The organism is Streptomyces sp. (assembly GCF_035644915.1).
Lineage (GTDB): Bacteria > Actinomycetota > Actinomycetes > Streptomycetales > Streptomycetaceae > Streptomyces.
Window position 1 is genome coordinate 42,032 of record NZ_DASQNP010000206.1, and the last position, 24,975, is coordinate 67,006.

At 74.2% G+C, this 24,975-nt stretch carries 26 protein-coding genes; 18 read left to right on the forward strand and 8 right to left on the reverse strand.

Translation table 11 applies throughout. The features are described 5' to 3' along the window. Positions 1-84 precede the first annotated feature (84 nt). From hemW to VE546_RS22965, 3 genes are all read right to left on the reverse strand, one after another. Entirely contained in the window at positions 85-1,317 is a 1,233-nt protein-coding gene (gene hemW / locus VE546_RS22955) for a radical SAM family heme chaperone HemW (RefSeq protein ID WP_324925382.1), read from the reverse strand. Positions 1,318-1,396: 79 nt separating this feature from the next. Then, a complete protein-coding gene (locus VE546_RS22960; protein ID WP_324925384.1) occupies positions 1,397-2,242 on the reverse strand; it encodes a DUF3097 domain-containing protein in 846 nt (281 codons plus the stop codon). 4 nt (positions 2,243-2,246) lie between these two features. Next, positions 2,247-2,981 carry an MBL fold metallo-hydrolase gene (locus VE546_RS22965; RefSeq protein ID WP_324925386.1) on the reverse strand — a complete coding sequence of 245 codons (735 nt, stop codon included), beginning with the start codon at positions 2,979-2,981 and terminating at the stop codon, positions 2,247-2,249. 191 nt (positions 2,982-3,172) lie between these two features. Between VE546_RS22965 and hrcA the strand changes: the two genes are divergently transcribed. The 12 genes from hrcA (at position 3,173) to VE546_RS23025 (ending at position 14,072) form a co-directional block, all read left to right on the forward strand. Next, positions 3,173-4,189, forward strand: a complete 1,017-nt coding sequence (gene hrcA / locus VE546_RS22970) for a heat-inducible transcriptional repressor HrcA (protein ID WP_324925388.1) — start codon at positions 3,173-3,175, stop codon at positions 4,187-4,189. Continuing rightward, positions 4,190-5,317 (forward strand): molecular chaperone DnaJ, encoded by a 1,128-nt coding sequence (dnaJ, locus tag VE546_RS22975; RefSeq protein WP_324925390.1) that lies wholly within the window; start codon positions 4,190-4,192, stop codon positions 5,315-5,317. A 55-nt stretch (positions 5,318-5,372) separates the two neighbouring features. Continuing rightward, positions 5,373-5,720: a hypothetical protein gene (locus tag VE546_RS22980; RefSeq protein ID WP_324925392.1), complete on the forward strand. Its 348-nt coding sequence runs from the start codon at positions 5,373-5,375 to the stop codon at positions 5,718-5,720. Beyond that, positions 5,717-6,460, forward strand: a complete 744-nt coding sequence (locus VE546_RS22985; RefSeq protein ID WP_324925394.1) for a 16S rRNA (uracil(1498)-N(3))-methyltransferase — start codon at positions 5,717-5,719, stop codon at positions 6,458-6,460. Before VE546_RS22980 ends, VE546_RS22985 begins: the two co-directional genes overlap by 4 nt. Before the next feature lie 147 nt (positions 6,461-6,607). Then, on the forward strand, positions 6,608-6,985 hold the full coding sequence (locus VE546_RS22990; protein ID WP_324925396.1) for a histidine triad nucleotide-binding protein: 378 nt from the start codon (positions 6,608-6,610) through the stop codon (positions 6,983-6,985). Between the two features lie 49 nt (positions 6,986-7,034). Further along, positions 7,035-7,940: a ribonuclease Z gene (locus VE546_RS22995; protein WP_324925398.1), complete on the forward strand. Its 906-nt coding sequence runs from the start codon at positions 7,035-7,037 to the stop codon at positions 7,938-7,940. A gap of 208 nt (positions 7,941-8,148) precedes the next feature. After that, complete coding sequence (locus VE546_RS23000) at positions 8,149-9,441, forward strand: glucarate dehydratase family protein (RefSeq protein ID WP_324925400.1); 1,293 nt, start codon at positions 8,149-8,151, stop codon at positions 9,439-9,441. A gap of 41 nt (positions 9,442-9,482) precedes the next feature. Continuing rightward, a complete protein-coding gene (locus VE546_RS23005) occupies positions 9,483-10,553 on the forward strand; it encodes a carbohydrate kinase family protein (RefSeq protein WP_324925402.1) in 1,071 nt (356 codons plus the stop codon). A 209-nt stretch (positions 10,554-10,762) separates the two neighbouring features. After that, positions 10,763-11,800, forward strand: a complete 1,038-nt coding sequence (locus VE546_RS23010; protein ID WP_324925404.1) for a PhoH family protein — start codon at positions 10,763-10,765, stop codon at positions 11,798-11,800. Between the two features lie 22 nt (positions 11,801-11,822). Further along, positions 11,823-12,320: an rRNA maturation RNase YbeY gene (ybeY, locus tag VE546_RS23015; RefSeq protein ID WP_324925406.1), complete on the forward strand. Its 498-nt coding sequence runs from the start codon at positions 11,823-11,825 to the stop codon at positions 12,318-12,320. Next, entirely contained in the window at positions 12,317-13,651 is a 1,335-nt protein-coding gene (locus VE546_RS23020) for a hemolysin family protein (RefSeq protein WP_324925408.1), read from the forward strand. The genes ybeY and VE546_RS23020 overlap by 4 nt, the downstream gene beginning before the upstream one ends. A gap of 67 nt (positions 13,652-13,718) precedes the next feature. Beyond that, positions 13,719-14,072, forward strand: a complete 354-nt coding sequence (locus VE546_RS23025) for a cytidine deaminase (RefSeq protein ID WP_324925410.1) — start codon at positions 13,719-13,721, stop codon at positions 14,070-14,072. A gap of 40 nt (positions 14,073-14,112) precedes the next feature. On the opposite strand, the gene VE546_RS23030 is transcribed toward VE546_RS23025, so the two are convergent. Next, complete coding sequence (locus tag VE546_RS23030; protein WP_324925412.1) at positions 14,113-15,012, reverse strand: LysR family transcriptional regulator; 900 nt, start codon at positions 15,010-15,012, stop codon at positions 14,113-14,115. Positions 15,013-15,073: 61 nt separating this feature from the next. Here VE546_RS23030 and VE546_RS23035 point away from each other — a divergent pair, with 61 nt between their 5' ends. The 3 genes from VE546_RS23035 to leuA all read left to right on the forward strand — a co-directional run bounded on the left by VE546_RS23035 (position 15,074) and on the right by leuA (position 19,180). Next, complete coding sequence (locus VE546_RS23035; RefSeq protein WP_324925414.1) at positions 15,074-16,084, forward strand: aldo/keto reductase; 1,011 nt, start codon at positions 15,074-15,076, stop codon at positions 16,082-16,084. Positions 16,085-16,144: 60 nt separating this feature from the next. Beyond that, complete coding sequence (gene era / locus VE546_RS23040) at positions 16,145-17,116, forward strand: GTPase Era (RefSeq protein ID WP_324925416.1); 972 nt, start codon at positions 16,145-16,147, stop codon at positions 17,114-17,116. A gap of 294 nt (positions 17,117-17,410) precedes the next feature. Further along, positions 17,411-19,180, forward strand: a complete 1,770-nt coding sequence (gene leuA, locus VE546_RS23045) for a 2-isopropylmalate synthase (RefSeq protein ID WP_324925418.1) — start codon at positions 17,411-17,413, stop codon at positions 19,178-19,180. A gap of 85 nt (positions 19,181-19,265) precedes the next feature. Here the strand turns inward: leuA and VE546_RS23050 are convergent, their stop codons facing one another. The 4 genes from VE546_RS23050 to VE546_RS23065 form a co-directional block, all read right to left on the reverse strand. Beyond that, on the reverse strand, positions 19,266-20,150 hold the full coding sequence (locus VE546_RS23050; protein WP_324925420.1) for an alpha/beta hydrolase: 885 nt from the start codon (positions 20,148-20,150) through the stop codon (positions 19,266-19,268). 4 nt (positions 20,151-20,154) lie between these two features. After that, a complete protein-coding gene (locus tag VE546_RS23055) occupies positions 20,155-20,865 on the reverse strand; it encodes an NUDIX domain-containing protein (protein ID WP_324925422.1) in 711 nt (236 codons plus the stop codon). Next, positions 20,862-21,215, reverse strand: coding sequence for a DUF4406 domain-containing protein (locus VE546_RS23060; protein WP_324925438.1), 354 nt, complete (start codon positions 21,213-21,215; stop codon positions 20,862-20,864). Before VE546_RS23060 ends, VE546_RS23055 begins: the two co-directional genes overlap by 4 nt. 78 nt (positions 21,216-21,293) lie before the next feature. Then, positions 21,294-22,079: a DeoR/GlpR family DNA-binding transcription regulator gene (locus VE546_RS23065; RefSeq protein ID WP_324925424.1), complete on the reverse strand. Its 786-nt coding sequence runs from the start codon at positions 22,077-22,079 to the stop codon at positions 21,294-21,296. Between the two features lie 306 nt (positions 22,080-22,385). Here VE546_RS23065 and VE546_RS23070 point away from each other — a divergent pair, with 306 nt between their 5' ends. The 3 genes from VE546_RS23070 (at position 22,386) to VE546_RS23080 (ending at position 24,849) form a co-directional block, all read left to right on the forward strand. Next, positions 22,386-23,048, forward strand: a complete 663-nt coding sequence (locus tag VE546_RS23070) for a TerB family tellurite resistance protein (protein WP_324925426.1) — start codon at positions 22,386-22,388, stop codon at positions 23,046-23,048. Between the two features lie 131 nt (positions 23,049-23,179). Next, a complete protein-coding gene (gene recO, locus VE546_RS23075; RefSeq protein ID WP_324925428.1) occupies positions 23,180-23,929 on the forward strand; it encodes a DNA repair protein RecO in 750 nt (249 codons plus the stop codon). Between the two features lie 86 nt (positions 23,930-24,015). Then, positions 24,016-24,849, forward strand: coding sequence for an isoprenyl transferase (locus tag VE546_RS23080; RefSeq protein WP_324925430.1), 834 nt, complete (start codon positions 24,016-24,018; stop codon positions 24,847-24,849). The last annotated feature ends 126 nt before the right edge of the window (positions 24,850-24,975 follow it).

The following is a 24,975-nucleotide window of genomic DNA, read 5'->3' on the forward strand; positions in this document are numbered from 1 at the left end:
CGGGCAGGCGGGTTGAGGCCCGGCGCCGTCCCGGGCGTCCGTGCCCGGAGGACTCCCGGCCCGCCGCGTCCCGGTCCGTCCGGCCTAGTCCACCAGGTCGCGGACGACCGCGTCGGCCAGCAGCCGGCCGCGCAGGGTGAGTGCCGCGCGCCCGCGGTCGTACGCCTCCGGGCGCAGCAGCCCGTCCGCCAGCGCCCGCTTCGCGGCCCGCGCCCCCGCCGGGGCGAGCACGTCCAGCGGCACCCCGTCCACCAGCCGTAGCTCCAGCAGGACGCGCTCCACGCGGCGGTCCTCGTCGTCCAGCACCTCACGGCCGGCCCCCGGCGAACGCCCCTCGGCGAGGGCCTGGGCGTACGCGCCGGGGTGCTTGACGTTCCACCAGCGCACCCCGCCGATGTGGCTGTGCGCCCCCGGGCCCGCGCCCCACCAGTCGGCGCCGGTCCAGTACAGCTCGTTGTGGCGGCAGCGGGCGGCCGGGGAGGCCGCCCAGTTGGACACCTCGTACCAGCCGAAGCCCGCCGCGGACAGCTTCTCCTCGGCGATCAGGTAGCGGTCGGCGTGCACGTCGTCGTCGGTCATCGGGATCTCGCCGCGCCGGATGCGGCGGGCCAGCCGCGTGCCCTCCTCGACGATCAGCGCGTACGCCGAGACGTGGTCGGGCCCGGCACCGATCGCGGCGTCCAGCGAGGCCCGCCAGTCGTCGTCGCTCTCGCCCGGGGTGCCGTAGATCAGGTCCAGGTTGACGTGCTCGAAGCCCGCCGCGCGGGCCTCGGCCACGCACGCCTCCGGGCGGCCGGGGGTGTGGGTGCGGTCCAGGACGGCCAGCACGTGCCGCCGGGCGCTCTGCATGCCGAAGGAGATCCGGTTGAAGCCCGCCTCGCGCAGGCGGGCCAGGTACGCCGGGTCGACGGACTCCGGGTTGGCCTCCGTGGTGACCTCCGCGCCGTCCGCCAGCCCGAACTCCTCGCGGATCGCGGTGAGCATCCGCCCCAGGTCGTCGGCGGGCAGTAGGGTCGGGGTGCCGCCGCCGACGAAGACCGTCTCCACCGGCCGCGGATCGTCGCCGAGCACCTTGCGGGCCAGCCGCACCTCCTCGACCAGGGTCCCCGCGTAGTTCTCCCGCGAGGCGAGCACACCGCCCGAACCGCGCAGCTCGCTCGCGGTGTAGGTGTTGAAGTCGCAGTAGCCGCAGCGCGTCGCGCAGTACGGCACGTGCAGGTAGAAGCCGAGCGGGCGCTGTGCGGCGCCCGCCAGGGCGTGCGCGGGCAGCGCGCCGTCGGCGGGGACGGGCTCGCCGTCGGGCAGTGCGGAAGGCATGGGGTCCATTGTCCGGCATCGGCCGCCGGTGCCGGGCGGGCCGGGCGCGCGGCCCGCCCGGGAACCGCCCGGGAACCGCTCAGGGACCGGTGGGGCCGCCCACCGTGACGTGGTCGATCAGCCGCTCGACCGGCCCGAGCAGGTCCGGCTCCAGGTCCGTGTAGCTCCGCACGCTCGCCAGGATCCGCCGCCACGCCGCTCCGGTGTCCTCCGGCCAGCCCAGCGCCCGGCACACCCCCGTCTTCCAGTCCTGGCCGCGCGGGACGCGGGGCCAGGCGTCGATGCCCACCGCGGACGGCTTCACCGCCTCCCAGACGTCGACGTACGGGTGCCCGACCACCAGCACGTTCTCGTCGGTGACCCGCTCGGCGATCCGGTACTCCTTCGAGCCGGGCACCAGGTGGTCCACCAGCACCCCCAGCCGGGCGTCCGGGGCGGGGCCGAAGGCCTCCACGACCGCCGGGAGGTCGTCGATGCCCTCCAGGTACTCCACGACGACGCCCTCGATCCGCAGGTCGTCGCCCCAGACCCGCTCCACCAGCTCCGCGTCGTGGCGCCCCTCGACGTAGATCCGCCCCGCCCGCGCCACCCGCGCCCGGGCGCCCGGCAGGGCGATCGACCCCGAGGCGGTGCGCCGGGGCGCCGCCGGCGCGGGCGGCGCGACCGCCCGCGGGCGCACCAGGGTGACCGCCTTCCCCTCCAGCAGGAAGCCCCGCGGCTCCAGGGGGAAGACGCGGTGCCGGCCGAACCGGTCCTCCAGGGTGACGGTCGGCCCCTGCGCCGTCTTCTCACAGCGCACCACGGCCCCGCAGAAGCCGGTCGCGACCTCCTCCACCACCAGGCCCGGCTCGGCCGGCACCTCGGGCGCGGGCCTGCTCCTCTTCCACGGCGGGGTCAGGTCGGGGTCGTACCGTCTGCTGCGCATGCGCTCATTCTGTACGCGGCTCCCGCGGTGAAACGCCGAAGCGCCGTGCCAGGGCGTCGCGCTGGGCGCGGACGAAGGCGGCGTCCACCACCGCGCCGTGGCCCGGGACGTACACCGCGTCCTCGCCGCCCAGGGCGAGGAGGCGGTCCAGGGCGGCGGGCCAGTGGAGGGGGTGGGCGTCCGGGCCCGCCTGCGGCTCGCCGGACTCCTCCACCAGGTCGCCGCAGAAGACGACGTCCCGCCCGCCGGAGCCGGCGGGGACCAGGACGGCCAGGTCGTGGGCGGTGTGGGCGGGGCCGACGTTGGCCAGGAGCACCTCCCGGTCGCCCAGCGAGACGGTCAGCTCGCCGACCACCCGGTGGTGCGGGCGGACGAGCACGTCGACGGCCTGGGCCGTCTCCTCGCGGTCCGCGCCGTGCCGCACGGCGTCCTCCCGCAGCTCGTCCCGCGAGCGCGCCAGGCACGTGTCGATCCCCACCGCGCCGTAGACCTCCACCCCGGCGAAGGCGGCCGCGCCCAGGACGTGGTCGAAGTGCGGATGGGTGAGGGCCATGTGGGTGACGGGACGGCCGAAGATCCCCTCCAGTTGCCGCCTGAGCCACGCGCCCTCCCGCAGCGACGCCCCCGTGTCGACCACCAGCACTCCCGCGCTGCCCGCCACGGCCCCCACCGTCTCGTCCCAGCCGGGCATGCGGTGACGTACGACTCCCGGCGCGAGCTCTTCCCAACCGGCCTCCATACGGCGACGCTATCGCCAACACGCGGGTGATGCCCGCCGGGCGGCGGGAGCGGGTTACCGTCGGTCCACGGCCGCCCTTGCCCTGGCCGTGGTCACCGGCCGTACACTGGCTCAGGGAGAGCTGGCACTCGTTCGCCGAGAGTGCCAGGGAAGAGAACCGGACAGCACGGCCGGACGGGAGGTGCGCCGAAGTGCTCAGTGAACGCAGACTCGAGGTCTTGCGCGCCATCGTCCAGGACTACGTCGGCACGCAGGAGCCGGTGGGCTCCAAGGCCCTGACCGAGCGGCACAACCTCAAGGTCTCCCCGGCCACTGTGCGCAACGACATGGCAGCCCTGGAGGAAGAGGGATACATCGCGCAGCCGCACACCAGTGCGGGCCGCATCCCGACCGACAAGGGGTACCGCCTGTTCGTCGACAAGCTGGCGGGCGTCAAGCCGCTGTCCAAGCCCGAGCGGCGGGCGATCCAGAACTTCCTGGAGGGCGCCGTCGACCTCGACGACGTCATCAGCCGCACGGTGCGGCTGCTCGCCCAGCTCACGCGCCAGGTCGCCATCGTGCAGTACCCCTCGCTGACCCGTTCGACCGTGCGGCACGTGGAGCTGCTGCTGCTCGCGCCCTCGCGCCTGATGCTGGTGCTCATCACGGACACCGGGCGGGTGGAGCAGCGCGTGGTGGAGTGCCCGGCGCCCATCACCGAGGCATCGCTGGCGGACCTGCGCGCCCGGCTCAACAGCCGGGTGGTCGGCGAGCGCTTCTCCGAGGTGCCCAAGCTGGTGCAGGACCTTCCGGAGTCCTTCGAGCAGGACGACCGCAACACGGTCTCGACCGTGCTCGCGACCCTGCTGGAGACCCTGGTCGAGGAACCCGAGGAGCGGCTGATGATCGGCGGCACCGCCAATCTCACCCGCTTCGTGCACGACTTCCCCCTGACCATCCGACCGGTGCTGGAGGCGCTGGAGGAGCAGGTCGTGCTGCTCAAGCTGCTGGGGGAGGCCAAGGACTCGAGCGTCACGGTGCGCATCGGCCACGAGAACGCTCACGAGGGGCTGACCTCCACGTCGGTCGTCTCGGTCGGTTACGGTTCGGGCGACGAGGCGGTCGCCAAGCTCGGTGTGGTCGGACCGACCCGCATGGACTACCCCGGAACGATGGGAGCGGTACGCGCAGTGGCACGTTACGTCGGACAGATCCTCGCGGAGTCGTAAGTGGCGACGGACTACTACGCGATCCTGGGCGTGCAGCGCGATGCCTCGCAGGACGAGATCAAGAAGGCATTCCGGCGGCTCGCGCGCGAGCTGCACCCGGACGTCAACCCGGACCCGAAGACGCAGGAGCGGTTCAAGGAGATCAACACCGCCTACGAGGTGCTCTCCGACCCGCAGAAGAAGCAGATGTACGACCTCGGCGGCGACCCGATGGGCGGCGCCGGCCGGGCGAGCGGCTTCGGCGCGGGGTTCGGGAACTTCTCCGACATCATGGACGCCTTCTTCGGCACCGCCTCCCAGCGCGGGCCGAGGTCCCGCACCCGGCGCGGCCAGGACGCCATGATCCGGCTCGACATCGAGCTGGACGAGGCCGCCTTCGGCACCACGAAGGACATCCAGGTCGACACGGCCGTCGTCTGCACCACGTGCAACGGCGAGGGCGCGGCCCCGGGCACGTCGGTGCAGACCTGCGACATGTGCCGCGGCCGCGGTGAGGTCTCGCAGGTCACCCGGTCCTTCCTGGGCCAGGTCATGACCTCGCGCCCCTGCCCGCAGTGCCAGGGCTTCGGCACCATCGTGCCCAACCCGTGCCCGGAGTGCGCCGGCGACGGCCGCGTGCGGTCGCGGCGCAGCCTGACGGTGAAGATCCCGGCCGGTGTGGACAACGGCACCCGCATCCAGCTCGCGGGCGAGGGCGAGGTCGGCCCGGGCGGCGGCCCGGCGGGCGACCTGTACGTCGAGATCCACGAGGTCCCGCACCCGGTCTTCCAGCGCCGCGGCGACGACCTGCACTGCACGGTCACCATCCCCATGACCGCGGCGGCGCTGGGCACCAAGGTCCCGCTGGAGACGCTGGACGGCCTGGAGGAGGTCGACATCCGGCCCGGCACCCAGTCCGGCCAGTCGATCCCGCTCCACCAGCGCGGCGTGACGCACCTGCGCGGCGGCGGCCGCGGCGACCTGATCGTCCACGTCGAGGTCCAGACCCCGACCAAGCTCGACCCGGAGCAGGAGGAGCTGCTGCGCCGCCTGGCCAAGCTGCGGGGCGAGGAGCGGCCCATGGGCCAGTTCCAGCCGGGGCAGCAGGGGTTGTTCTCGCGGCTGAAGGACGCCTTCAACGGGCGGTGAGCGGCCGGTCCGCACCGGTGCGGACCGCCCCGGCGGGGCGTGGCAGGATGCGGCCATGCCTTCCGCGCTGACCACCCCGACGTCCTGGTTGGAGCACCCCGTCGTCCAGGCCCCCCTGGCCGGGGGCGCCTCCCGGCCCGAGCCGACCGCCGCCGCCGGCGAGGCGGGCGACGCCGGGCAGGGCGGCGACGACGCGTACGACGCCGAGCCGACGGCCCTGCCGGACGATCCCGTGCCGCCGGTGCCGTGCACCTCCGGCTGCCCGGACCGCCGGGTCCCGGCGGACCCGGCCGCGGCGGGCACCCCCACCACCGCCGCCACCATCGCCGCCACCGTCACCGTTGCCTCGGTCGCCGGGGCGCGGGCCGCCGGGCGTGCGCTCGTCCGGGGGAGGGCCGCGTGACCGCCCCCGTCTTCGTCACCGACTCCCTGGCCGGGGCGGCCCCCGGCGCCACCTGGGCGCTGGAGGGGCCCGAGGGCCGGCACGCCGTCACGGTGCGGCGGCTGCGCGTGGGCGAGGCGATCGTCCTCACCGACGGCGAGGGCACCGGGGTCTTCGGCACCGTCGCGGCCGTCGAGGGCAAGGAGCGGCTGGAGGTGGCCGTCGAGGAGGTGCGCGTCGAGCCGGAGCCGCGCCCGCGGATCACCGTCGTCCAGGCCCTGCCCAAGGGCGACCGCGGCGAGCTGGCCGTGGAGACGATGACCGAGACGGGGGTGGACGCCGTCGTGCCCTGGTCGGCGGCGCGCTGCGTCACGCAGTGGCGGGGCGAGCGCGGGGCGAAGGCGCTGCGCAAGTGGCGCACGACGGCGCGCGAGGCGGGCAAGCAGTCCCGCAGGCTGCGCTTCCCCGAGGTGACCGAGCCGGTCACCACCCGGCAGCTCGTCCCGCTGCTGGCCTCCGCCGACTTCGCCGCCGTCCTGCACGAGGAGGGCGCCGAGCCGCTGGCCCGCGCCGAGCTGCCCGCGGACGGCGAACTGGTGCTGGTGGTGGGCCCGGAGGGCGGGATCGCCCCGGAGGAGCTGGCCGCCTTCGCCGAGGCCGGCGCGCGGCCGTACCGGCTGGGCCCGAGCGTGCTGCGCACCTCCACGGCCGGGACGGCCGCGGCGGCGCTGCTGCTGGGGCGCACCGGCCGCTGGTCCTGACGCCCGCCGGTACGACCCGCCGGTACGGGCGGTCCGCCCGGCCCCCGCGGCCGGGCACGGTGACCGGTCCGGACCGCCGCTCCCGGCCCGGGGTACGATCCGCTGCGTACCGACGGATCCAGCCCATCCACAGCGGGAGGCGCCACCGTGGCGGGAGAACCGCAGGCCGACTGCCTGTTCTGCAAGATCGTCGCGGGGGAGGTCCCGGCGACCGTCGTCCGCGAGTCGGAGACGACCCTCGCCTTCCGGGACATCAATCCGCAGGCCCCCACCCACGTCCTGGTGATCCCCAAGGCGCACTACCCCGACGCCGCGGCGCTGGCCGCCGCCGCCCCGGAGCTGGCCGCCGACGTGCTGCGCGAGGCGGGCGAGGTCGCCGCCCAGGAGAAGATCGCCGCCGTGGAGGGCGTGCCGAGCAGCGGCTACCGCATCGTGTTCAACACCGGGGCGGGCGCCGGGCAGACGGTCTGGCACGCGCACGCCCACGTGCTCGGCGGTCGCGGCCTGAACTGGCCGCCCGGATAAGGCCCGTCCGGAGAATCCGTAAGGGGAGGGACGAGGAGGACCGGAGCCGTTGTCCGTACGCGAACTGGTCGTGCTGGGCACCGCCAGCCAGGTGCCCACCCGGCACCGCAACCACAACGGCTACGTCCTGCGCTGGGACGGCGAGGCCCTCCTCTTCGACCCCGGCGAGGGCACCCAGCGCCAGATGCTGCGCGCGGGCGTGGCCGCCCACGACCTCACCCGGCTGTGCGTCACCCACTTCCACGGCGACCACTCCCTCGGTCTGGCCGGGGTCATCCAGCGCATCAACCTCGACCGGGTGCCGCACCCGGTCACGGCGCACTACCCGGCGAGCGGGCAGCGCTTCTTCGACCGGCTGCGGTACGCCACCGCCTACCGCGAGACGGCCGAGCTGCGCGAGGAGCCGATCACCGGGGACGGCACGCTGGCCGCCACCGCCGCGTTCACCCTCCAGGCCCGCCGGCTGTCGCATCCGGTGGAGTCCTACGGCTACCGCCTGGTCGAGCCCGACGGGCGCCGGATGCTGCCCGAGAGGCTCGCCGCCCACGGCATCACCGGCGCGGACATCGGCCGCCTGCAACGGGAGGGGGAGCTGCGCGGCGTCACCCTGGACCAGGTGAGCGAGCCCAGGCCCGGGCAGCGCTTCGCCTTCGTGATGGACACCCGGCTGTGCGAGGGGGTGTACGAGCTGGCCGAGGGGTGCGACCTGCTGGTCATCGAGTCCACCTTCCTGGACCAGGACGCGGGGCTGGCCGAGGAGTACGGCCACCTCACCGCCGGTCAGGCCGCCTCCGTCGCGGCGCGGGCGGGCGTACGGCACCTGGTGCTCACGCACTTCTCGCAGCGCTACGACGATCCGGGGGAGTTCGCCCGCCAGGCGCGGGCGGCGGGGTACGCCGGGGAGCTGACGGTGGCCGAGGACCTGATGCGGGTGCCGGTGCCCCGGCGGCGCTGACCGCCCGCCGGGCCCCTCCCGTCCCCGCCCACCGCCCTTCCTCCGGGCGTCCGGAACCTTTCGCCGCTCCTTGACGCCTCCGGGTCGCTTCCCTACGCTCCGTTTCCTGATGTGGATGGCGTTCACGTAGGAGAACGAGGCGGTGGCGGGGGTCCGCCGGTCCCCGGGCGCTGCCGGCCACCGGTCCCGACCCGACAGGAGCCGCCCGATGAAGGACCTGACCATCACCGAGGTGCGCCTGACCCCGGTCCTCGTGGCCGATCCGCCGCTGCTCAACACCCAGGGCGTCCACCAGCCGTACACCCCCCGGCTGATCGTCGAGGTGGTCACGGCGGACGGCGTCACCGGGGTCGGGGAGACCTACGGCGACACCTCCTACCTGGAGCCGGCGCGGTCCCTCGCCGAACTCCTGCCGGGGCACCGGGTCAGCGATCTGAACGGGCTGCCCGCCCTCGCCGAGCAGATCCCCGTGGACGGCTCCCGGACGGACGACTCGCTGGACGCGGGCGGACTGCGGGGCGTGCGGACCGCCGACAAGCTGCGGCTGTCCGTCGTCTCCGGCTTCGAGGTGGCCTGCCTGGACGCCCTGGGCAAGGCGCTCGGACTGCCGGTGCACGCCCTGCTCGGCGGGAAGGTGCGCGACCGGGTGGAGTACAGCGCCTACCTGTTCTACCGGTGGGCCGAGCACCCGGACGGCGCGGGAGGCGAGCGGGACGACTGGGGCGCCGCCCTGACCCCGGACGGGATCGTCGCCCAGGCCCGCCGCCTCGTCCGCGCGTACGGCTTCGGCTCCTTCAAGCTCAAGGGCGGCGTCTTCCCGCCCGACGAGGAGATCGCCGCGATCCGGGCGCTCGCCGAGGCGTTCCCCGGCCGGCCGCTGCGCCTGGACCCCAACGGCGCCTGGTCGGTGGAGACCTCCCTGCGGGTCGCGGCCGAGCTCCGCGGCCTCCTGGAGTACCTGGAGGACCCGACCACCGGCACGCCCGCGATGGCCGAGGTCGCCGCCGGGGCCGGACTGCCGCTGGCCACCAACATGTGCGTGACCACCCTCGCCGAGATCCCCGGGGCGTTCGGCGCCGGCGCGGTCCAGGTGCTGCTCGGCGACCACCACTACTGGGGCGGGCTGCGCGCCACCCAGCAGCTCGCCGCGCTCTGCCGCGCCTTCGGCGTCGGGGTGTCCATGCACTCCAACACCCACCTGGGCATCAGCCTGGCGGCCATGACCCATGTCGCGGCCGCCACCCCGAACCTCACCTACGCCTGCGACACCCACTACCCCTGGCAGACCGAGGACGTGCTCACCGAGCGCGTCCCCCTCTCCGGCGGGTGCGTCACCGTCCCCGACGCCCCCGGCCTGGGCGTCACCCTCGACCGCGGCCGGCTCGCCGCCCTCCACCGCCGCTGGCTGGACGACGACGGCTCCCTGCGCGAGCGGGACGACGCCGCCGCCATGCGCCGCGCCGACCCCGCCTGGACCGTCCCCGCCGGGCCGCGCTGGTGAAGCGCCCCCGGCGCCCCGTCCCGTTCGGGCACACTGGCCGCATGCTCGACCCGCTCGCCGCGCTCCGCACCCCCGACGACCCGCCCTGCGACGTGTACCTGACCGGGAGCGTCTTCCTGGACATCATCTTCACGGGCCTGGACTCCGCGCCGGTGCGCGGCACCGAGTCCTGGGCCCGGGGCATGGGATCGAGTCCGGGCGGGGTGGCCAACATGGCCACCGCCCTGGCCCGGCTCGGCCTGCGCACGTCCCTCGCCGCCGCCTTCGGGGACGACATGTACGGCGAGTACTGCTGGGAGGCGCTGGAGCACGGCGAGGGCATCGACCTGTCGCTGTCGCGCACCGTGCCCGGCTGGCACTCGCCGGTCACCGTCTCGATGGCCTACGAGGGCGAGCGGACGATGGTCTCCCACGGGCACGAGGCCCCGCCGCCGGAGGAGCCCGCGCCCGACGTGCCGCCCCCGGCACGCGCCTGCGTCGCCTCCCTGCAGACGGGCGCCCCCCAGGAGTGGATCGCGGCGGCGGCCCGCCGCGGCAGCCGGATCTTCGCCGACGTCGGCTGGGACGAGAGCGGCCGCTGGGACCCGGCCGACCTCGCCGATCTGCGGCACTGCGAGGCGTTCCTCCCCAACGCGGAGGAGGCGATGCGCTACACCCGCACCGACTGCCCCCGCGCCGCCGCCCGCAAGCTCGCCGAGCTGGTGCCGCTGGCGGTGGTCACCCTCGGCCCGGAGGGCGCCTACGCGGTGGACGGCGGCAGCGGCGAGACCGCCGAGGTGCCCGCCATCGCCGTGGAGGCGCTGGACCCCACCGGCGCCGGGGACGTGTTCATGGCGGGCTTCGTCACCGGGACCCTGGCGGGCTGGCCGCTCGCCGACCGGCTCGCCTTCGCGGGCCTGACCGCCGCCCTGTCGGTGCAGGAGTTCGGCGGGTCGCTGTCGGCGCCCGGCTGGGCCGAGATCGCCGCCTGGTGGCAGCACATCCGCTCCTTCGACGACCAGGACCGGGCGGCCCTGCGCCGCTACGCCTTCCTGGACGCCCTGCTGCCCGGCATCTCCCGGCCCTGGCCGCTGCGCCGGGCGGTGCCGACCATCGGTTTCCGGCGCTCGTGAGGGGCCGGGAACGACTGGTGGGGCGGCCGGTGGGACGGCCGCCGGCGCGGTCCGCGGCACGGGGCCGCCCCGCACCGGGGTGAGGCGGGAGGGCCGGGAGAGCGACCGGGGCGACAAATCCCTACTGACCTGTCACGGTCACGTCGTACCCTGGATGTCCAAGCGCACGGCAGTGACAGAGAGGGACGCGCAGGCCACAGAGCCGGCCCATGACTCAGACACAGACAGACCAGGCACGGTCCAACCACGCGAGTGCCCGCTTCACCGTCCCGGCCAAGCACCCGATGGTGACGGTGCTCGGCTCCGGCGACTCCCTCCTCCGCGTGATCGAGAAGGCTTTCCCGGCGACGGACATCCACGTCCGCGGGAACGAGATCAGCGCGACCGGGGATCCCGCGGAGGTCGCTCTCGTCCAGCGCCTGTTCGACGAGATGATGCTGGTGCTGCGCACCGGCCAGCCGATGACGGAGGACGCGGTGGAGCGCTCGATCGCCATGCTCCGCGAGGCCGAGGGGGGCACCGGCGCGAACGCCGAGACGCCCGCCCAGGTCCTCACCCAGAACATCCTGTCCAACCGCGGCCGCACGATCCGCCCCAAGACGCTCAACCAGAAGCGCTACGTGGACGCGATCGACAAGCACACGATCGTGTTCGGCATCGGCCCGGCGGGCACCGGCAAGACCTACCTGGCCATGGCCAAGGCGGTGCAGGCCCTGCAGTCCAAGCAGGTCAACCGCATCATCCTGACCCGGCCCGCGGTCGAGGCGGGGGAGCGGCTCGGCTTCCTGCCCGGGACGCTCTACGAGAAGATCGATCCGTACCTGCGGCCGCTGTACGACGCGCTGCACGACATGCTCGACCCGGACTCGATCCCACGCCTGATGGCCGCCGGGACGATAGAGGTCGCGCCGCTGGCCTACATGCGCGGCCGGACGCTCAACGACGCGTTCATCATCCTGGACGAGGCGCAGAACACGAACCCCGAGCAGATGAAGATGTTCCTCACCCGGCTCGGGTTCGACTCCAAGATCGTGATCACCGGCGACATCACCCAGGTGGACCTGCCGGGCGGCACGCAGAGCGGTCTGCGCCAGGTGCAGGAGATCCTCGAAGGCGTCGAGGACGTCCACTTCGCCCGCCTCACCAGCACCGACGTCGTCCGCCACAAGCTCGTGGGCCGTATCGTCGACGCCTACGACCGCTACGACGACCGCAACGGCACGACCAACGGCAGCGACCGGAAGTAAACGGAAAGCGTCCCCCACCTCCATGTCGATCGACGTCAACAACGAGTCCGGGCGGGAGATCGACGAGCGCGCGATCCTCGACATCGCCCGCTACGCCCTCGCCCGGATGCGCATCCATCCCCTCTCGGAGCTGTCGGTGATCGCCGTCGACACCGACGCCATGGAACAGCTCCACCGGCAGTGGATGGACCTCCCCGGCCCGACCGATGTCATGTCCTTCCCCATGGACGAGCTGCGGCCGCCCGGCAAGGACGACGACGAGCCGCCGCAGGGGCTGCTCGGCGACATCGTGCTCTGCCCGGACGTCGCCGAGCAGCAGGGCGCCGCGGCCCCGACGAAGCACTCGATGGACGAGGAGCTGCAGCTCCTCACCGTCCACGGGGTGCTGCACCTGCTCGGCTACGACCACGAGACGCCCAGCGAGCGGGCCGAGATGTTCGGCCTCCAGGCGGCGATCGTCGACGGCTGGCGCGCCGAGCGCGGCCTGACCGGGCCCTCACCGGCCCCCACCACGACGTGAGCACCCAACTGGTCGTCGCGGCGGTCCTGCTGGTCGGCGTCGCCTGGCTGGCGGCCTGTGCCGAGGCGGGCCTGGCCAGCACCACCAGCTACCGGGCCGAGGAGGCGGTGCGGTCCGGGCGGCGCGGCAGCGCCAGACTGGCCGCCGTCGCCGCCGACCCCACCCGCTACCTCAACCTGGCACTGCTGCTGCGCGTCGCCTGCGAGATGGCGGCCGGGGTCCTGGTCACCTACGGCTTCCTGCACACCTTCGAGGAGACCTGGCAGGCGCTGGCCGCCGCCATCGGCGTGATGGTGCTCGTCTCCTACGTCGCGGTCGGCGTCTCGCCGCGCACCATCGGCCGCCAGCACCCGCTGAACACCGCCACGGCCGCCGCGTACGTCCTGCTGCCGCTCGCCCGGGTGCTGGGCCCGCTGCCGCAACTGCTGATCCTCCTGGGCAACGCGCTGACCCCGGGCAAGGGCTTCCGCAAGGGCCCGTTCGCCACCGAGGCCGAACTGCGGGCGATGGTGGACCTGGCCGGGCGCGAGGCGCTGATCGAGGACGAGGAGCGCCGGATGGTGCACTCCGTCTTCGAACTGGGCGACACCCTGGTGCGCGAGGTGATGGTGCCGCGCACCGAGCTGGTCTCCATCGAGCGCTTCAAGACCATCCGGCAGGCGCTCACCCTGGCGCTGCGCTCGGGCTTCTCCCGCATCCCGGTGACCGGGGACAGCGACGACGACGTCGTCGGCATCGTCTACCTCAAGGACCTCGCCCGGCGGGTCCACATCAACCGCGAGGCCGAGAACGAGCTGGTCACCACGGCCATGCGGCCCGCCGCCTTCGTCCCCGACACCAAGAACGCGGGCGACCTGCTGCGCGAGATGCAGCGGGACCGCAACCACGTCGCGGTCGTCATCGACGAGTACGGCGGCACGGCCGGGATCGTCACCATCGAGGACATCCTGGAGGAGATCGTCGGCGAGATCACCGACGAGTACGACCGGGAGCTGCCGCCGGTGGAGGAACTGGGCGACGGCCGCTACCGGGTCACGGCCCGGCTCGACCTCGGCGACCTGGGCGAGCTGTACGGCCTGGACCTGGAGGACGAGGACGTGGAGACGGTCGGCGGCCTGCTGGCCAAGCTGCTGGGCCGGGTCCCCATCGCGGGCGCCACGGCCGTCGTGGACGTCTCCGGGGGGCCCGCCGATCCCGCGCTGGAGGGCCTGCGGCTGACCGCCGAGTCCCCGGCGGGGCGCCGCAACCGCATCGTCACGGTCCTGGTCGAACCGGTCCGCGCCCCCGCCCCGGCCCCGGAGGGCGAGCCCGCCGCGGGGGCCGGCGGCTGACGGCCGGGCGGCCGTGATCGCGGCGATCCGGCCACCCCCCGCGCGGCGACCGCATATGCTCACCCGTATGAGCGAAGCCGCCGACCTGGACCCCGAAGACCGCAAGATCATCACCCTCGCGCGCAGCGCGCGGGCCCGCAACGCCGTGCCCGAGGGGGCGGCCGTACGGGACGAGACCGGGCGCACCTATGTGGCCGGGACCGTGGCGCTGAAGTCGCTCAAACTGAGCGCCCTGCAGACGGCGGTCGCGATGGCGGTGGCCTCCGGCGCCACCTCCCTGGAGGCCGCGGCCGTGGTCTCCGAGGCGCCCGCCGTGCCCTCCGCCGACCTCGCCGTCGTCCACGACCTGGGCGGCCCGGCCACCCCGGTGCTGCTCGCCGGGCCCGACGGGACGGTGCGCTCCACGGTCACCGCGGGCTGAGCCGCGGCCGGCGGACATCCGTCCCCGCCGGTACTCCTCCTCAACCCCCTCCCGGAGCGGGCGACGCGGGGAACGCCCGCACGAACTCCGCCACCTCCGGGCGGGGGTCGTCCGCGCGCCAGACGATCGCCAACTGGGCCGGGCGCAGCCCGCGCACGGGACGGCAGACCACGTCCGGCCGCGGGTACAGGCGCGCGTTGCCCTCGGCGACCAGCGCGACGCCCAGACCGGCCGCCACCGCCTCGAAGACCTCGTCCGGGCCGGCGGCCTCCATGGCCACCACCGGCTCCCGCCCGCCCCGCTCGTCCGCCGCCAGCCAGAAGTCGCGCAGCGGGCCGGCCGAGCGGGGCAGGGCCACGAACGGCTCGCCGAGCAGTTCGGCGAAGTCCACCGGCCCGCCGCCCTCCCCGGCCCCCGCCGCGAGCCGGTGGCCGACGGGCAGCACCACCCAGCGGGGCTCGCGCACCAGCGTCCGCCACCGCAGTCCGCCGTTGCGCACGGGCAGCCACAGGAACGCCGCGTCCGAGCTGCCGTCCGCCAGCCCGGCCGTGGGGTCCTCCCAGCTGACCAGCCGCAGCGAGATCCGCCAGCCGCGCTCGCGGAAGCCGCGCAGCGCCACGCGCTGCAGGTCGCGGCCGACGGCCGTCTGCATCCCGACGGTGAGGGCCACCACCGGTCCCGCGGCGCGGACGGCCCGCAGCGCCCGGTCCCAGTCCGCGACCAGTTGCCGCGCCCTGGGCAGCAGCGCCTCGCCGTGCGCGGTGAGGGCCACCGTCCGGGCCCGCCGCTCGAAGAGCGTGCAGCCCAGTTGCCGCTCCAGCACCCGGACCTGCTTGGACAGGGCGGGCTGGGACACGTACAGCCGCTCGGCCGCGCGCGTGAAGTGCAGCTCCTCCGCCACCGCCACGAAGTAGCGCAGGTCCCGCAGATGGACGTCCATAACCACCGGTTATAGCAATAACTCTTGGACGCGGCCGGGCGCCCGGTGGGAGGCTGCCCGCATGACCGCAACCGTCCTTCCCGCCCGCACCCTGGGCTCCCTGACCTCCTCCGCCATCGGCTTCGGCGCCATGGTCCTCTCCCCGGGCATGTACGGGGAGATCGACGACGACCGCGCGGTCACCGCCCTGCGCACCGCCCTCGACGAGGGCGCCACCCTGATCGACACCTCCGACGGCTACGGCTCGGACGGCCACAACGAGCGCCTCATCGGGCGGGCCGTGCGCGGCCGCCGCGACCAGGTGGTCATCGCCACCAAGTTCGGCTTCCGGATCCCCGAAGGGGCCGAGGCGCACACCTTCCCCGTCTCCTACACCTTCGGCGAGCTCGCCGTGAACGCCGAGCCGAAGCACGTGCGCGGCTACGCCGAGCAGTCCCTGCGCAACCTCGGCACCGACCACATCGACCTGTACTACCCGCACTTCCCCGACCCGCAGGTGCCCATCGAGGACACCGTCGGCGCCGTCGCCGAACTCGTCGGGGCCGGACTGGTCGGGCACCTGGGCCTGTCCAACGTCACCGCCGACCAACTGCGCCGCGCCCACGCGGTGCACCCGGTGGCCGCGGTGCAGACCCAGTGGTCGATGTGGCAGCCGATCGATCCCGAACTGCACGCCGCCGCCCGCGAACTGGGCGTCGGCATCGTCGCCTGGAGTCCCCTGGGCGGCGGCTTCCTCACCGGCACCGTCCAGCGGCTCGACGAGGACGACTTCCGCCGCAACGTCCCGCGCTTCGACGCGGCCAACCTCCAGGCCAACAACGACCGTTACGCCCCCCTGCGCGGCATCGCCGCCGACCTCGGCCTCACCCCCGGCCAACTGGCCCTGGCCTGGCTGCTGCACCAGGACGAGCACGTCGTCCCCATCCCCGGCAGCCGCACCCCGGCGCACATCGCCGAGAACCTCCAAGCCGCCCGCGTCGAGCTGCACCCCGACACCCTGGACCGTGTCGACGAGGCCCTGCGGGCGTTCGTGCCCGAGGGCACGGGCTCGCTCCTCGCCCGGGAGGCATGAGGCGCCGGTGAGTGCCGCCGTCCGCTCCGGTGGTCGGCGGCGTCCGGGGGATCGGGGAGAATGGCCCCCATGAGCGACCGTTCCCCCTCCTCCCGACCCCAGCCGCGGACGGAGCCCGCGCCGCACCGCGCGGGCTTCGCCTGTTTCGTCGGCCGCCCCAACGCGGGCAAGTCGACCCTCACCAACGCCCTGGTGGGGACGAAGGTCGCGATCACCTCCAACCGTCCGCAGACCACCCGCCACACCGTGCGCGGCATCGTGCACCGCCCCGACGCGCAACTGGTGCTCGTGGACACCCCCGGCCTGCACAAGCCGCGCACCCTGCTCGGCGAGCGGCTCAACGACGTGGTGCGCACCACCTGGGCCGAGGTCGACGTGATCGGCTTCTGCCTGCCCGCCGACCAGAAGATCGGCCCCGGCGACCGGTTCATCGCCAAGGAACTGGCCGCCCTCAAGCGCACCCCGAAGGTCGCGGTGGTCACCAAGACCGACCTGGTGGACTCCAAGGCCCTGGCCGAACAGCTCATCGCGGTGGACCGGCTCGGCAAGGAACTGGGCATCGAGTGGGCCGAGATCGTCCCCGTCTCGGCCGCCGCGGGCCGGCAGGTGGACCTGCTGGCCGACCTGCTCGTCCCCCTCCTCCCGGAGGGCCCGGCGCTGTACCCGGACGGCGACCTCACCGACGAGCCCGAGCAGGTCATGGTCGCCGAGCTGATCCGCGAGGCCGCGCTGGAGGGCGTGCGCGACGAACTGCCGCACTCCATCGCCGTCGTGGTCGAGGAGATGGTGCCGCGCGAGGGCCGCCCGGCCGACCGGCCGCTGCTGGACATCCACGCCAACCTCTTCATCGAGCGGCCCAGCCAGAAGGGCATCGTCATCGGCCCCAAGGGCAGCCGGCTGAAGGAGGTCGGCACCAAGTCCCGCAAGCAGATCGAGGCCCTGCTCGGCACGCCCGTCTACCTCGACCTCCATGTGAAGGTCGCCAAGGACTGGCAGCGCGACCCCAAGCAGCTCCGCAAGCTCGGCTTCTAGGCCTCCGGGCCCGCCCCGCCAGGGGGCCGGGCGCCCCCGGTCCCCGCGGGCGGGCGCACCGGCCCCCGCACCCCGGCGTTCACTCATGCGGGTTCTCGCATAGTGATACGCGCGGCCGTCTCCCCCCGGTCTCGGTTAGGCTGGCTCGCATCATGCGTTTCGGGCTGCTTCTCCTTAGCCGCCGCGGCGAGGGCCTGTAGTCACACGGCCGACCCCCTCCCCGCGGAGTTCGGTGTTGCCGTCGTCGGCCCCTCCGGGAAGCCCACCACTCCGCGAACAGGAGTTCAGCCCACCATGAGCAGCAGTTCCTCCTCCCGCATCGGCCGTCCCACACCCATCACCGCGGCGACCGTCACCCAGCAGCCGTCGGGCATGCCGATCCACAAGTACCGCGGCTACGAGGCCGTGGACCTGCCCGACCGCACCTGGCCCGACAAGCGCATCACCTCCGCGCCGCGCTGGCTGTCCACCGACCTGCGCGACGGCAACCAGGCCCTGATCGACCCCATGTCGCCCGCCCGCAAGCGCGAGATGTTCGACCTGCTGGTACGCATGGGCTACAAGGAGATCGAGGTCGGCTTCCCCTCCTCCGGCCGGGCCGACTTCGACTTCGTGCGCTCCATCATCGAAGAGGGCGCGATCCCCGAGGACGTGACGATCTCCGTCCTGACCCAGGCCCGCGAGGAGCTGATCGAGCGGACCGTGCAGTCCCTGGTCGGCGCCCACCGCGCCACCGTCCACCTGTACAACGCCACCGCGCCCGTCTTCCGCCGCGTGGTCTTCCGGGGCAGCCGGCAGGACGTGAAGCAGATCGCCGTGGACGGCACCCGGCTGGTGATGGAGTACGCGGAGAAGCTGCTGGGCGACGAGACGGTCTTCGGCTACCAGTACAGCCCGGAGATCTTCACCGACACCGAGCTGGACTTCGCCCTGGAGGTCTGCGAGGCCGTCATGGACGTCTGGCAGCCCGAGGACGGCCGCGAGATCATCCTCAACCTGCCCGCCACCGTCGAGCGCTCCACGCCCTCCACCCACGCCGACCGCTTCGAGTGGATGTCGCGGAACCTGTCCCGCCGCGAGTACATCTGCCTGTCCACCCACCCCCACAACGACCGCGGCACCGCGGTGGCCGCCGCCGAGCTGGCGATCATGGCCGGCGCGGACCGGGTCGAGGGCTGCCTGTTCGGCCAGGGCGAGCGCACCGGCAACGTCGACCTGGTCACCCTGGGCATGAACCTGTTCAGCCAGGGCATCGACCCGCAGATCGACTTCAGCCGGATCGACGAGATCCGCCGCACCGCCGAGTACTGCAACCAGATGGAGGTCCACCCGCGCCACCCGTACGCGGGCGACCTGGTCTACACCGCCTTCTCCGGCTCCCACCAGGACGCCATCAAGAAGGGCTTCGAGGCGATGGAGGCCACCGCCGCCGAACAGGGCAGGACGGTGGACGAGATCGAGTGGGCGGTGCCGTACCTGCCCATCGACCCCAAGGACGTCGGCCGCTCCTACGAGGCGGTCATCCGCGTCAACTCCCAGTCCGGCAAGGGCGGCGTCGCCTACGTGCTGAAGAACGAGCACAAGCTGGACCTGCCGCGCCGGATGCAGATCGAGTTCTCCAGGATCATCCAGGCGAAGACCGACGCCGAGGGCGGCGAGGTCACCCCGGAGCAGATCTGGTCCGCCTTCCGCGACGAGTACCTGCCCAACCCGGAGAACCCCTGGGGCCGCATCCAGGTGCGGAACGGCCAGACCACGACCGACAAGGACGGTGTGGACACCCTCACCGTCGAGGCGGTCGTCGACGGCGAGGAGACCGTGCTGACCGGCAGCGGCAACGGCCCGATCTCGGCCTTCTTCAACGCGCTGGAGGCCATCGGCGTCGACGCCCGGCTGCTGGACTACACCGAGCACACCATGAGCGAGGGCGCCTCCGCGCAGGCCGCCTCCTACATCGAGTGCGCCATCGACGGAAAGGTGCTGTGGGGCATCGGCATCGACCCCAACACCACCCGCGCCTCCCTGAAGGCCATCGTCTCCGCGGTCAACCGCGCCTACCGCTGACGCGCCGCGCGCGCCGGACGGCCGCCGAGGAAACGCGCCCGCCCCGCCGGACCGGTGTCCGGCGGGGCGGGCCCGTTCCCGGGGCCTACCGCGCGCTCCCGGCGCGCTCCAGCAGCGTGCGCAGGATCGGCCCGGCGTGCGTCCACAGCACCGAGCCCCCGGCGCCGGGGACGACGTGGCGGACGGCGCCGGGGATGCGCGCGGCCAGGCCCTCTCCCCGGTCGGGCGAGTGGCCGGTGTCCTCCGCGCCGTACCACAGGTCCACCGGTACCGCGATCTCCGACAGGTCCAGCCCCCGGCGGTCCCAGCGGCCCATGGCCAGGGCGGTGTCGCGGGCGTAGCCCTCCGGCCCCTGCGCGAAGCCCTCCTCCAGCGCCCGCCGCCAGGCGGCGGCGAACGCGGGCTGCCGGTACACCGCGAGGTCGCACTCCGGGCTGCCCGCCATGACCATCTCCCACAGGGCCCGGGGCGTGAAGCGGGCGAAGACCCGCTCGGCGGCGGCCGGGTCGGCCACGGCGGTGTCGACCAGGTGCCGCAGTTCCGCGGGCAGCGCGCCGGCGAACCGCGGATCGGCGACCTCGTCCGCCCCGGAGACCACCGCGAGCGCCCCCACCACGCCCCGCGCGGCGCAGGCGAGGGCGAACGGCGCCCCCTGCGAGTTCCCCACCATGGCGGGCGCTCCCAGGCCCCGCCCGGCGGCGAACGCGCGGACGTCCTCGGCGAAGTCCGCGAAGGTGCGCCCCGGGGCCGGGGTGGAGGCGCCCAGGCCGGGCCGGTCCAGGGCGATCAGCCGGACCCCGAGGCCGTCGACCGCGTCGGCGCCGAAGCCCAGCCGCCGGCTGGTGGCCGCACCCGGCGAGAGCAGTACGGGGGTGCCGTCCCGCGGCCCCCACTCCGCCCAGCCCAGCAGCCTCCCGTCGGGAAGCCGCTGCTCGCCCGTGCGGGCCGGATCGGTGATGTGCACGTCCATGGCCTCATCCTGCGGGGCCGGACGGCCGGTCCGCGACGGAATTCGGGGCCGGGGACGCCGCGTCCCGGAACGGGCCGTCCAAGGCCGCCCACTGCAGCAGCATGACGGTCTTGGCGTCGGCGATCTCCCCGCTGCGGACCATCGCGAGCGCCTCGGCGAAGGGCAGTTCCACGGTGGTGATGTCCTCGCCCTCGGCGGCGATCCCGCCTCCGCCGGCGGCGGGGGCCGCCGGGTCGTAGGGGGCGGCGAAGAAGTGCAGGCGCTCGGTGACCGAGCCGGGGCTCATGTAGACGTCGAAGACGTGCTCGGCGGCGCCGACGGTGCGTCCGGTCTCCTCGGCCGCCTCCCTGCGGACGGCCTCCTCGGGGCTGTCGCCGTCCAGCAGCCCGGCCGCGGTCTCGATGAGCATGCCGTCGGGGTGCCCGTTGACGTAGGCGGGGAGGCGGAACTGGCGCGTCAGCAGCACCGTCCGCCGGCCGGTGTCGTAGAGCAGGATCGTGGCGCCGTCGCCGCGGTCGTAGGTCTCGCGCTGCTCGCGGCTCCAGTGGCCGTCGCCGTGCTGGTAGTCGAAGGTGGTCCTGCGCAGCACGTACCAGTCGCAGGAGAGCACCTCCACGTCGGTGATCCGCACCCGCGGGTTGCCGGTCAGGTCGCGGCCCTGGCGGTCCAGGCCCGTGCGTCCACGGCGGTCGGGGGTGTCGATGCCCGCGGTCACCGGGCGGCCGGGACGTCGTCGAGGCCGGTGTAGACGGCCTTGCCCTGCGCACGGGCCCGGGCGACCATCATGTCCGCCCCTTCCGAGGGGCCGCCGATCCGCAGCACCGCGTCGCAGCGGGACAGCAGCCGTTCGGCGACGGGATGGAAGATCTCCTGGAAGAGCGCGTCGCCGGGCCGGGTGCTGCCCGCCGTCTCCAGCAGCGGGAGGGCGAGGGCCTCACCGGTGACCGGCAGGTGTCCGGCGCGGAAGAGCGCGAGGGCGGCCCGGTTCATCGCCCGTACGTTCGCCTCGAGTTTGCGGGGGTCGTCGCCGGTGCCCGACCGGTACGGGCCGGCGACGAGGATCATCAGCGGCCGCGGATCGGGCTGCGGGCGGGTGTGCGGATCGGTGTGCACGGGATCTCTCCTCGGTGTGGTCGTGCGGGCTCAGGCCAGGAGGGTGTCGACCCCCGCGTCCCGCAGGGCCTCGAGGGTCCGCGGGCCGTTGGGGTGGGTGCCGGCGTCCTCGGCGGCGGTGTCGGTGACGAAGCCGTGCACCGCGCCGAGGGGGGCGACCCGGCTGAACGCGCGCACGCCGAGCTTGGTCGCGTCCGCCACCGCGACGGTGCGGGCGGCCTGGGCGAGCCCGGCCCGTTTGACGGCCGCGTCGTCCAGCGAGAACTCCGACCAGCCGTGCTCGGCGTGGACACCGCCGATGGACATCACGAAGCAGTCGAAGGCCAGGGACTCCAGCGTGCGCAGAGCCAGCGGGCCGACCAGGGAGCGCTCGCCGGGACGGGAGCGGCCCCCCACGACCAGGAGTTCGATCCCGGGGCGGTCCGCCAGGCGGACCGCCGCCTGCAGGCTGAGCACCGCGACCGTCAGCGGGGCCCGGGCGGCCAGGTGCTCCGCGACGTGGACGGTCGTGGTGCCCGCGTCCAGGAGCACGCGCGATCCCGGTTCCACCAGCGCGGCCACGGCCGCGCCCAGGCGGTCCTTGGTCGCGGCCTGCCACGACTCGCGGGCGGAGAAGCCGGCGTCCTCCTCGGGCGAGCGGGTGGCGACCGCGCCGCCGTGCACCCTGCGGACCAGGCCCCGGCGCTCCAGCGCGTCCAGGTCCCGGCGCACGGTCATCTCCGAGACCCCCAGACGCCGGGAGAGTTCCGAGACGGAGGCCCGGCCGGAGCCCTGCACCAGTCGCAGGGTCAGATCCAAGCGGTTGGCAACACCCATGCCCCGTTTCTAACACGTTGAAGTGAGAACGAACATCGATATGTGAGAACGGGCGGCCTCCGGAGGTGGATCCGCTCACCGTCGGAGCGCTCCCGCCGCCCGCGGCCGGGCGGCGGCGCGGGACGGGTACGGACGGGCGGGCCCTTCCGGGAAACGCCCTCCCGCCTGCGGAAACCCTCCTCCGCCCGGTGTGCGGGGGCCGGCCGGTCCCGGGATCCGTGCCCGTCGGGGTACTGACGGCGCCTCATGGATGTGGTTAACATCACGCCACGCGGCAATGGCGCTGGAGCGTGACGGAGGTACGGAATGGTGCACTCCCGGAGCCGGGACGGCCGGAAACTGCGTGTGGTGGGCATCCGTACGGCGTGGCACACGATCGACGACGGCGAGTTCTTCTGTCCGTCGTGCGGCGGGGACCGCAACTACCGCCGCCGGACCGGGCGCCGCCGCCTGGTCGTGCTCGGCGTGCCCGTCCTGCCGCGCGGCGACGCCGGGCCGGTGCTGGAGTGCGCCTCCTGCCGGGGGCGCTTCGGCACCGACGCCCTGGACCACCCGACCACCACCCGGCTGGGCGCCATGCTCCGCGACGCCGTGCACGCCGTAGCCCTGGCGGTCCTCGCGGCGGGCGGCTCCGAGTCCCGCGCGGCCCGCGAGGCGGCCGTGGAGGGCGTCCGGGCCGCCGGTTTCACCGGCTGCTCCGAGGAGCAGCTCGTCGCCCTGCTCGCGGCGGTCGGCGCCGACGGCGTCGCCCTGGACATCGAGCTGCACGAGGCCCTGGCCCCGCTCGCCCCGCACCTCGCCCCGCCCGGCCGGGAGGGCCTGCTCCTCCTGGGCGCCCGCATCGCCCTCGCCGACGGCCCTTACACCCCCGCCGAGCGCGGGACGCTGGCCTCCGTCGGACGGACCCTCCACCTGTGCCGGGAGGACACCGACCGGCTGCTGGCCGCCGCCCGCACCACCCCCTCCTGACCGCCCTCCCGACCCTCCTCCCGACCGCCCTCCCGCCCTCCGGCACCCCCGTCCCGACCCCCGCTCCGACCTCCTGCCCCGGCCCGTCGCCCGGCGGCCCGCGCCGGGAACGGGTGGGGGACAATGGGGGAATGACCCTGTTCCGCGACGACGGCGTGGTCCTGCGCACCCAGAAACTGGGCGAGGCGGACCGCATCATCACGCTGCTCACCCGCGGGCACGGCAGGGTGCGGGCCGTGGCGCGGGGGGTGCGGCGCACGAAGTCGAAGTTCGGCGCGCGGCTGGAGCCCTTCTCCCACGTCGACATCCAGTTCTTCGCCCGCGGCAGCGACCTGGTCGGCCGCGGACTGCCGCTGTGCACCCAGACCGAGACCATCACGCCGTACGGCCGGGACATCGTCACGGACTACGCCCGCTACACCGCCGGGACGGCCATGCTGGAGACGGCCGAGCGCTTCACCGACCACGAGGGCGAGCCGAACGTCCAGCAGTACCTGCTGCTGATCGGGGCGCTGCGGACCCTCGCCGCCGGCGAGCACCGCCCGGGGCTGGTGCTGGACGCCTTCCTGCTGCGCTCCCTGGCCGTCGGCGGCTACGCGCCGAGCTTCGACGACTGCGCCCAGTGCGGGATGCCCGGCCCCAACCGGTTCTTCTCCGTCGCCGCCGGCGGCGTGGTGTGCGCCGACTGCCGGGTGCCGGGCAGCGTCGTGCCGTCCCCCGAGGCGCTGCGGCTGCTCGGCGCGCTGCTGACGGGCGACTGGGCGACCGCCGACGCCGCCGAGGCCCGGCACGTCCGCGAGGGCAGCGGCCTGGTGTCGGCCTACCTGCACTGGCACCTGGAGCGCGGGCTGCGCTCCCTGCGGTACGTCGAGAAGGGCTGACCGGTTACGCTCCCCGTTGTCCCTGCCCCTGTCAGCCCTGACCAGGCGTGGCCGCCGCGGCCCGCCCGAGTGGAGATGAGAACCGCATGGCACGGCGCGGAATGCTGTCCCGGCAGCGTCGCCAGTACCTCGCCCCCGACCCGCACCCCTCCGGCGCGCGCCCGCCGAAGATCCCCCGCGAGCTGGTGCCGAACCACGTGGCCATCGTGATGGACGGCAACGGCCGCTGGGCCAAGCAGCGCGGACTGCCGCGCACCGAGGGCCACAAGAGGGGCGAGGGCGTCGTCCTGGAGGTGCTCAGGGGCTGCCTGGAGATGGGCATCAAGAACCTCTCGCTGTACGCCTTCTCCACCGAGAACTGGCGGCGCTCGCCCGAAGAGGTCCGCTTCCTGATGAACTTCAACCGGGACGTCATCCGCCGCCGCCGCGACGAGATGGACGCCATGGGCATCCGCATCCGCTGGGTGGGCCGGATGCCCAAGCTGTGGAAGTCGGTCGTCCAGGAGCTCCAGATCGCGCAGGAGCAGACCGTGGACAACGACGCCATGACGCTGTACTTCTGCGTCAACTACGGCGGCCGGGCCGAGATCGCCGACGCGGCGGCGGCCATCGCGGCGGACGTGCGGGCCGGGCGGCTGGACCCGTCGAAGGTGACCGAGAAGACCTTCGCCAAGTACCTGTACTACCCGGACATGCCGGACGTGGACCTCTTCGTCCGGCCGTCGGGGGAGCAGCGCACGTCCAACTACCTGATCTGGCAGAGCGCCTACGCCGAGATGGTCTTCCAGGACGTGCTGTGGCCGGACTTCGACCGCCGCAACCTGTGGGACGCGTGCCTGGAGTACGCCCGCCGCGACCGCCGCTTCGGCGGGGCGGAGCCCAACCACGTGCCCGCTCCCGAGCCGCCGGCCGGCGCCTGAGCACACGGCCCGGCGCGCGCCGGGCGGAACACGGCGGGGGCGCTGTCCCGCACACCCGGGTGTGCGGGACAGCGCCCCCGCCGTGTTCCGCCCGGCGCGCGCCGGGCCGTGTGCTCAGGCGCCGGC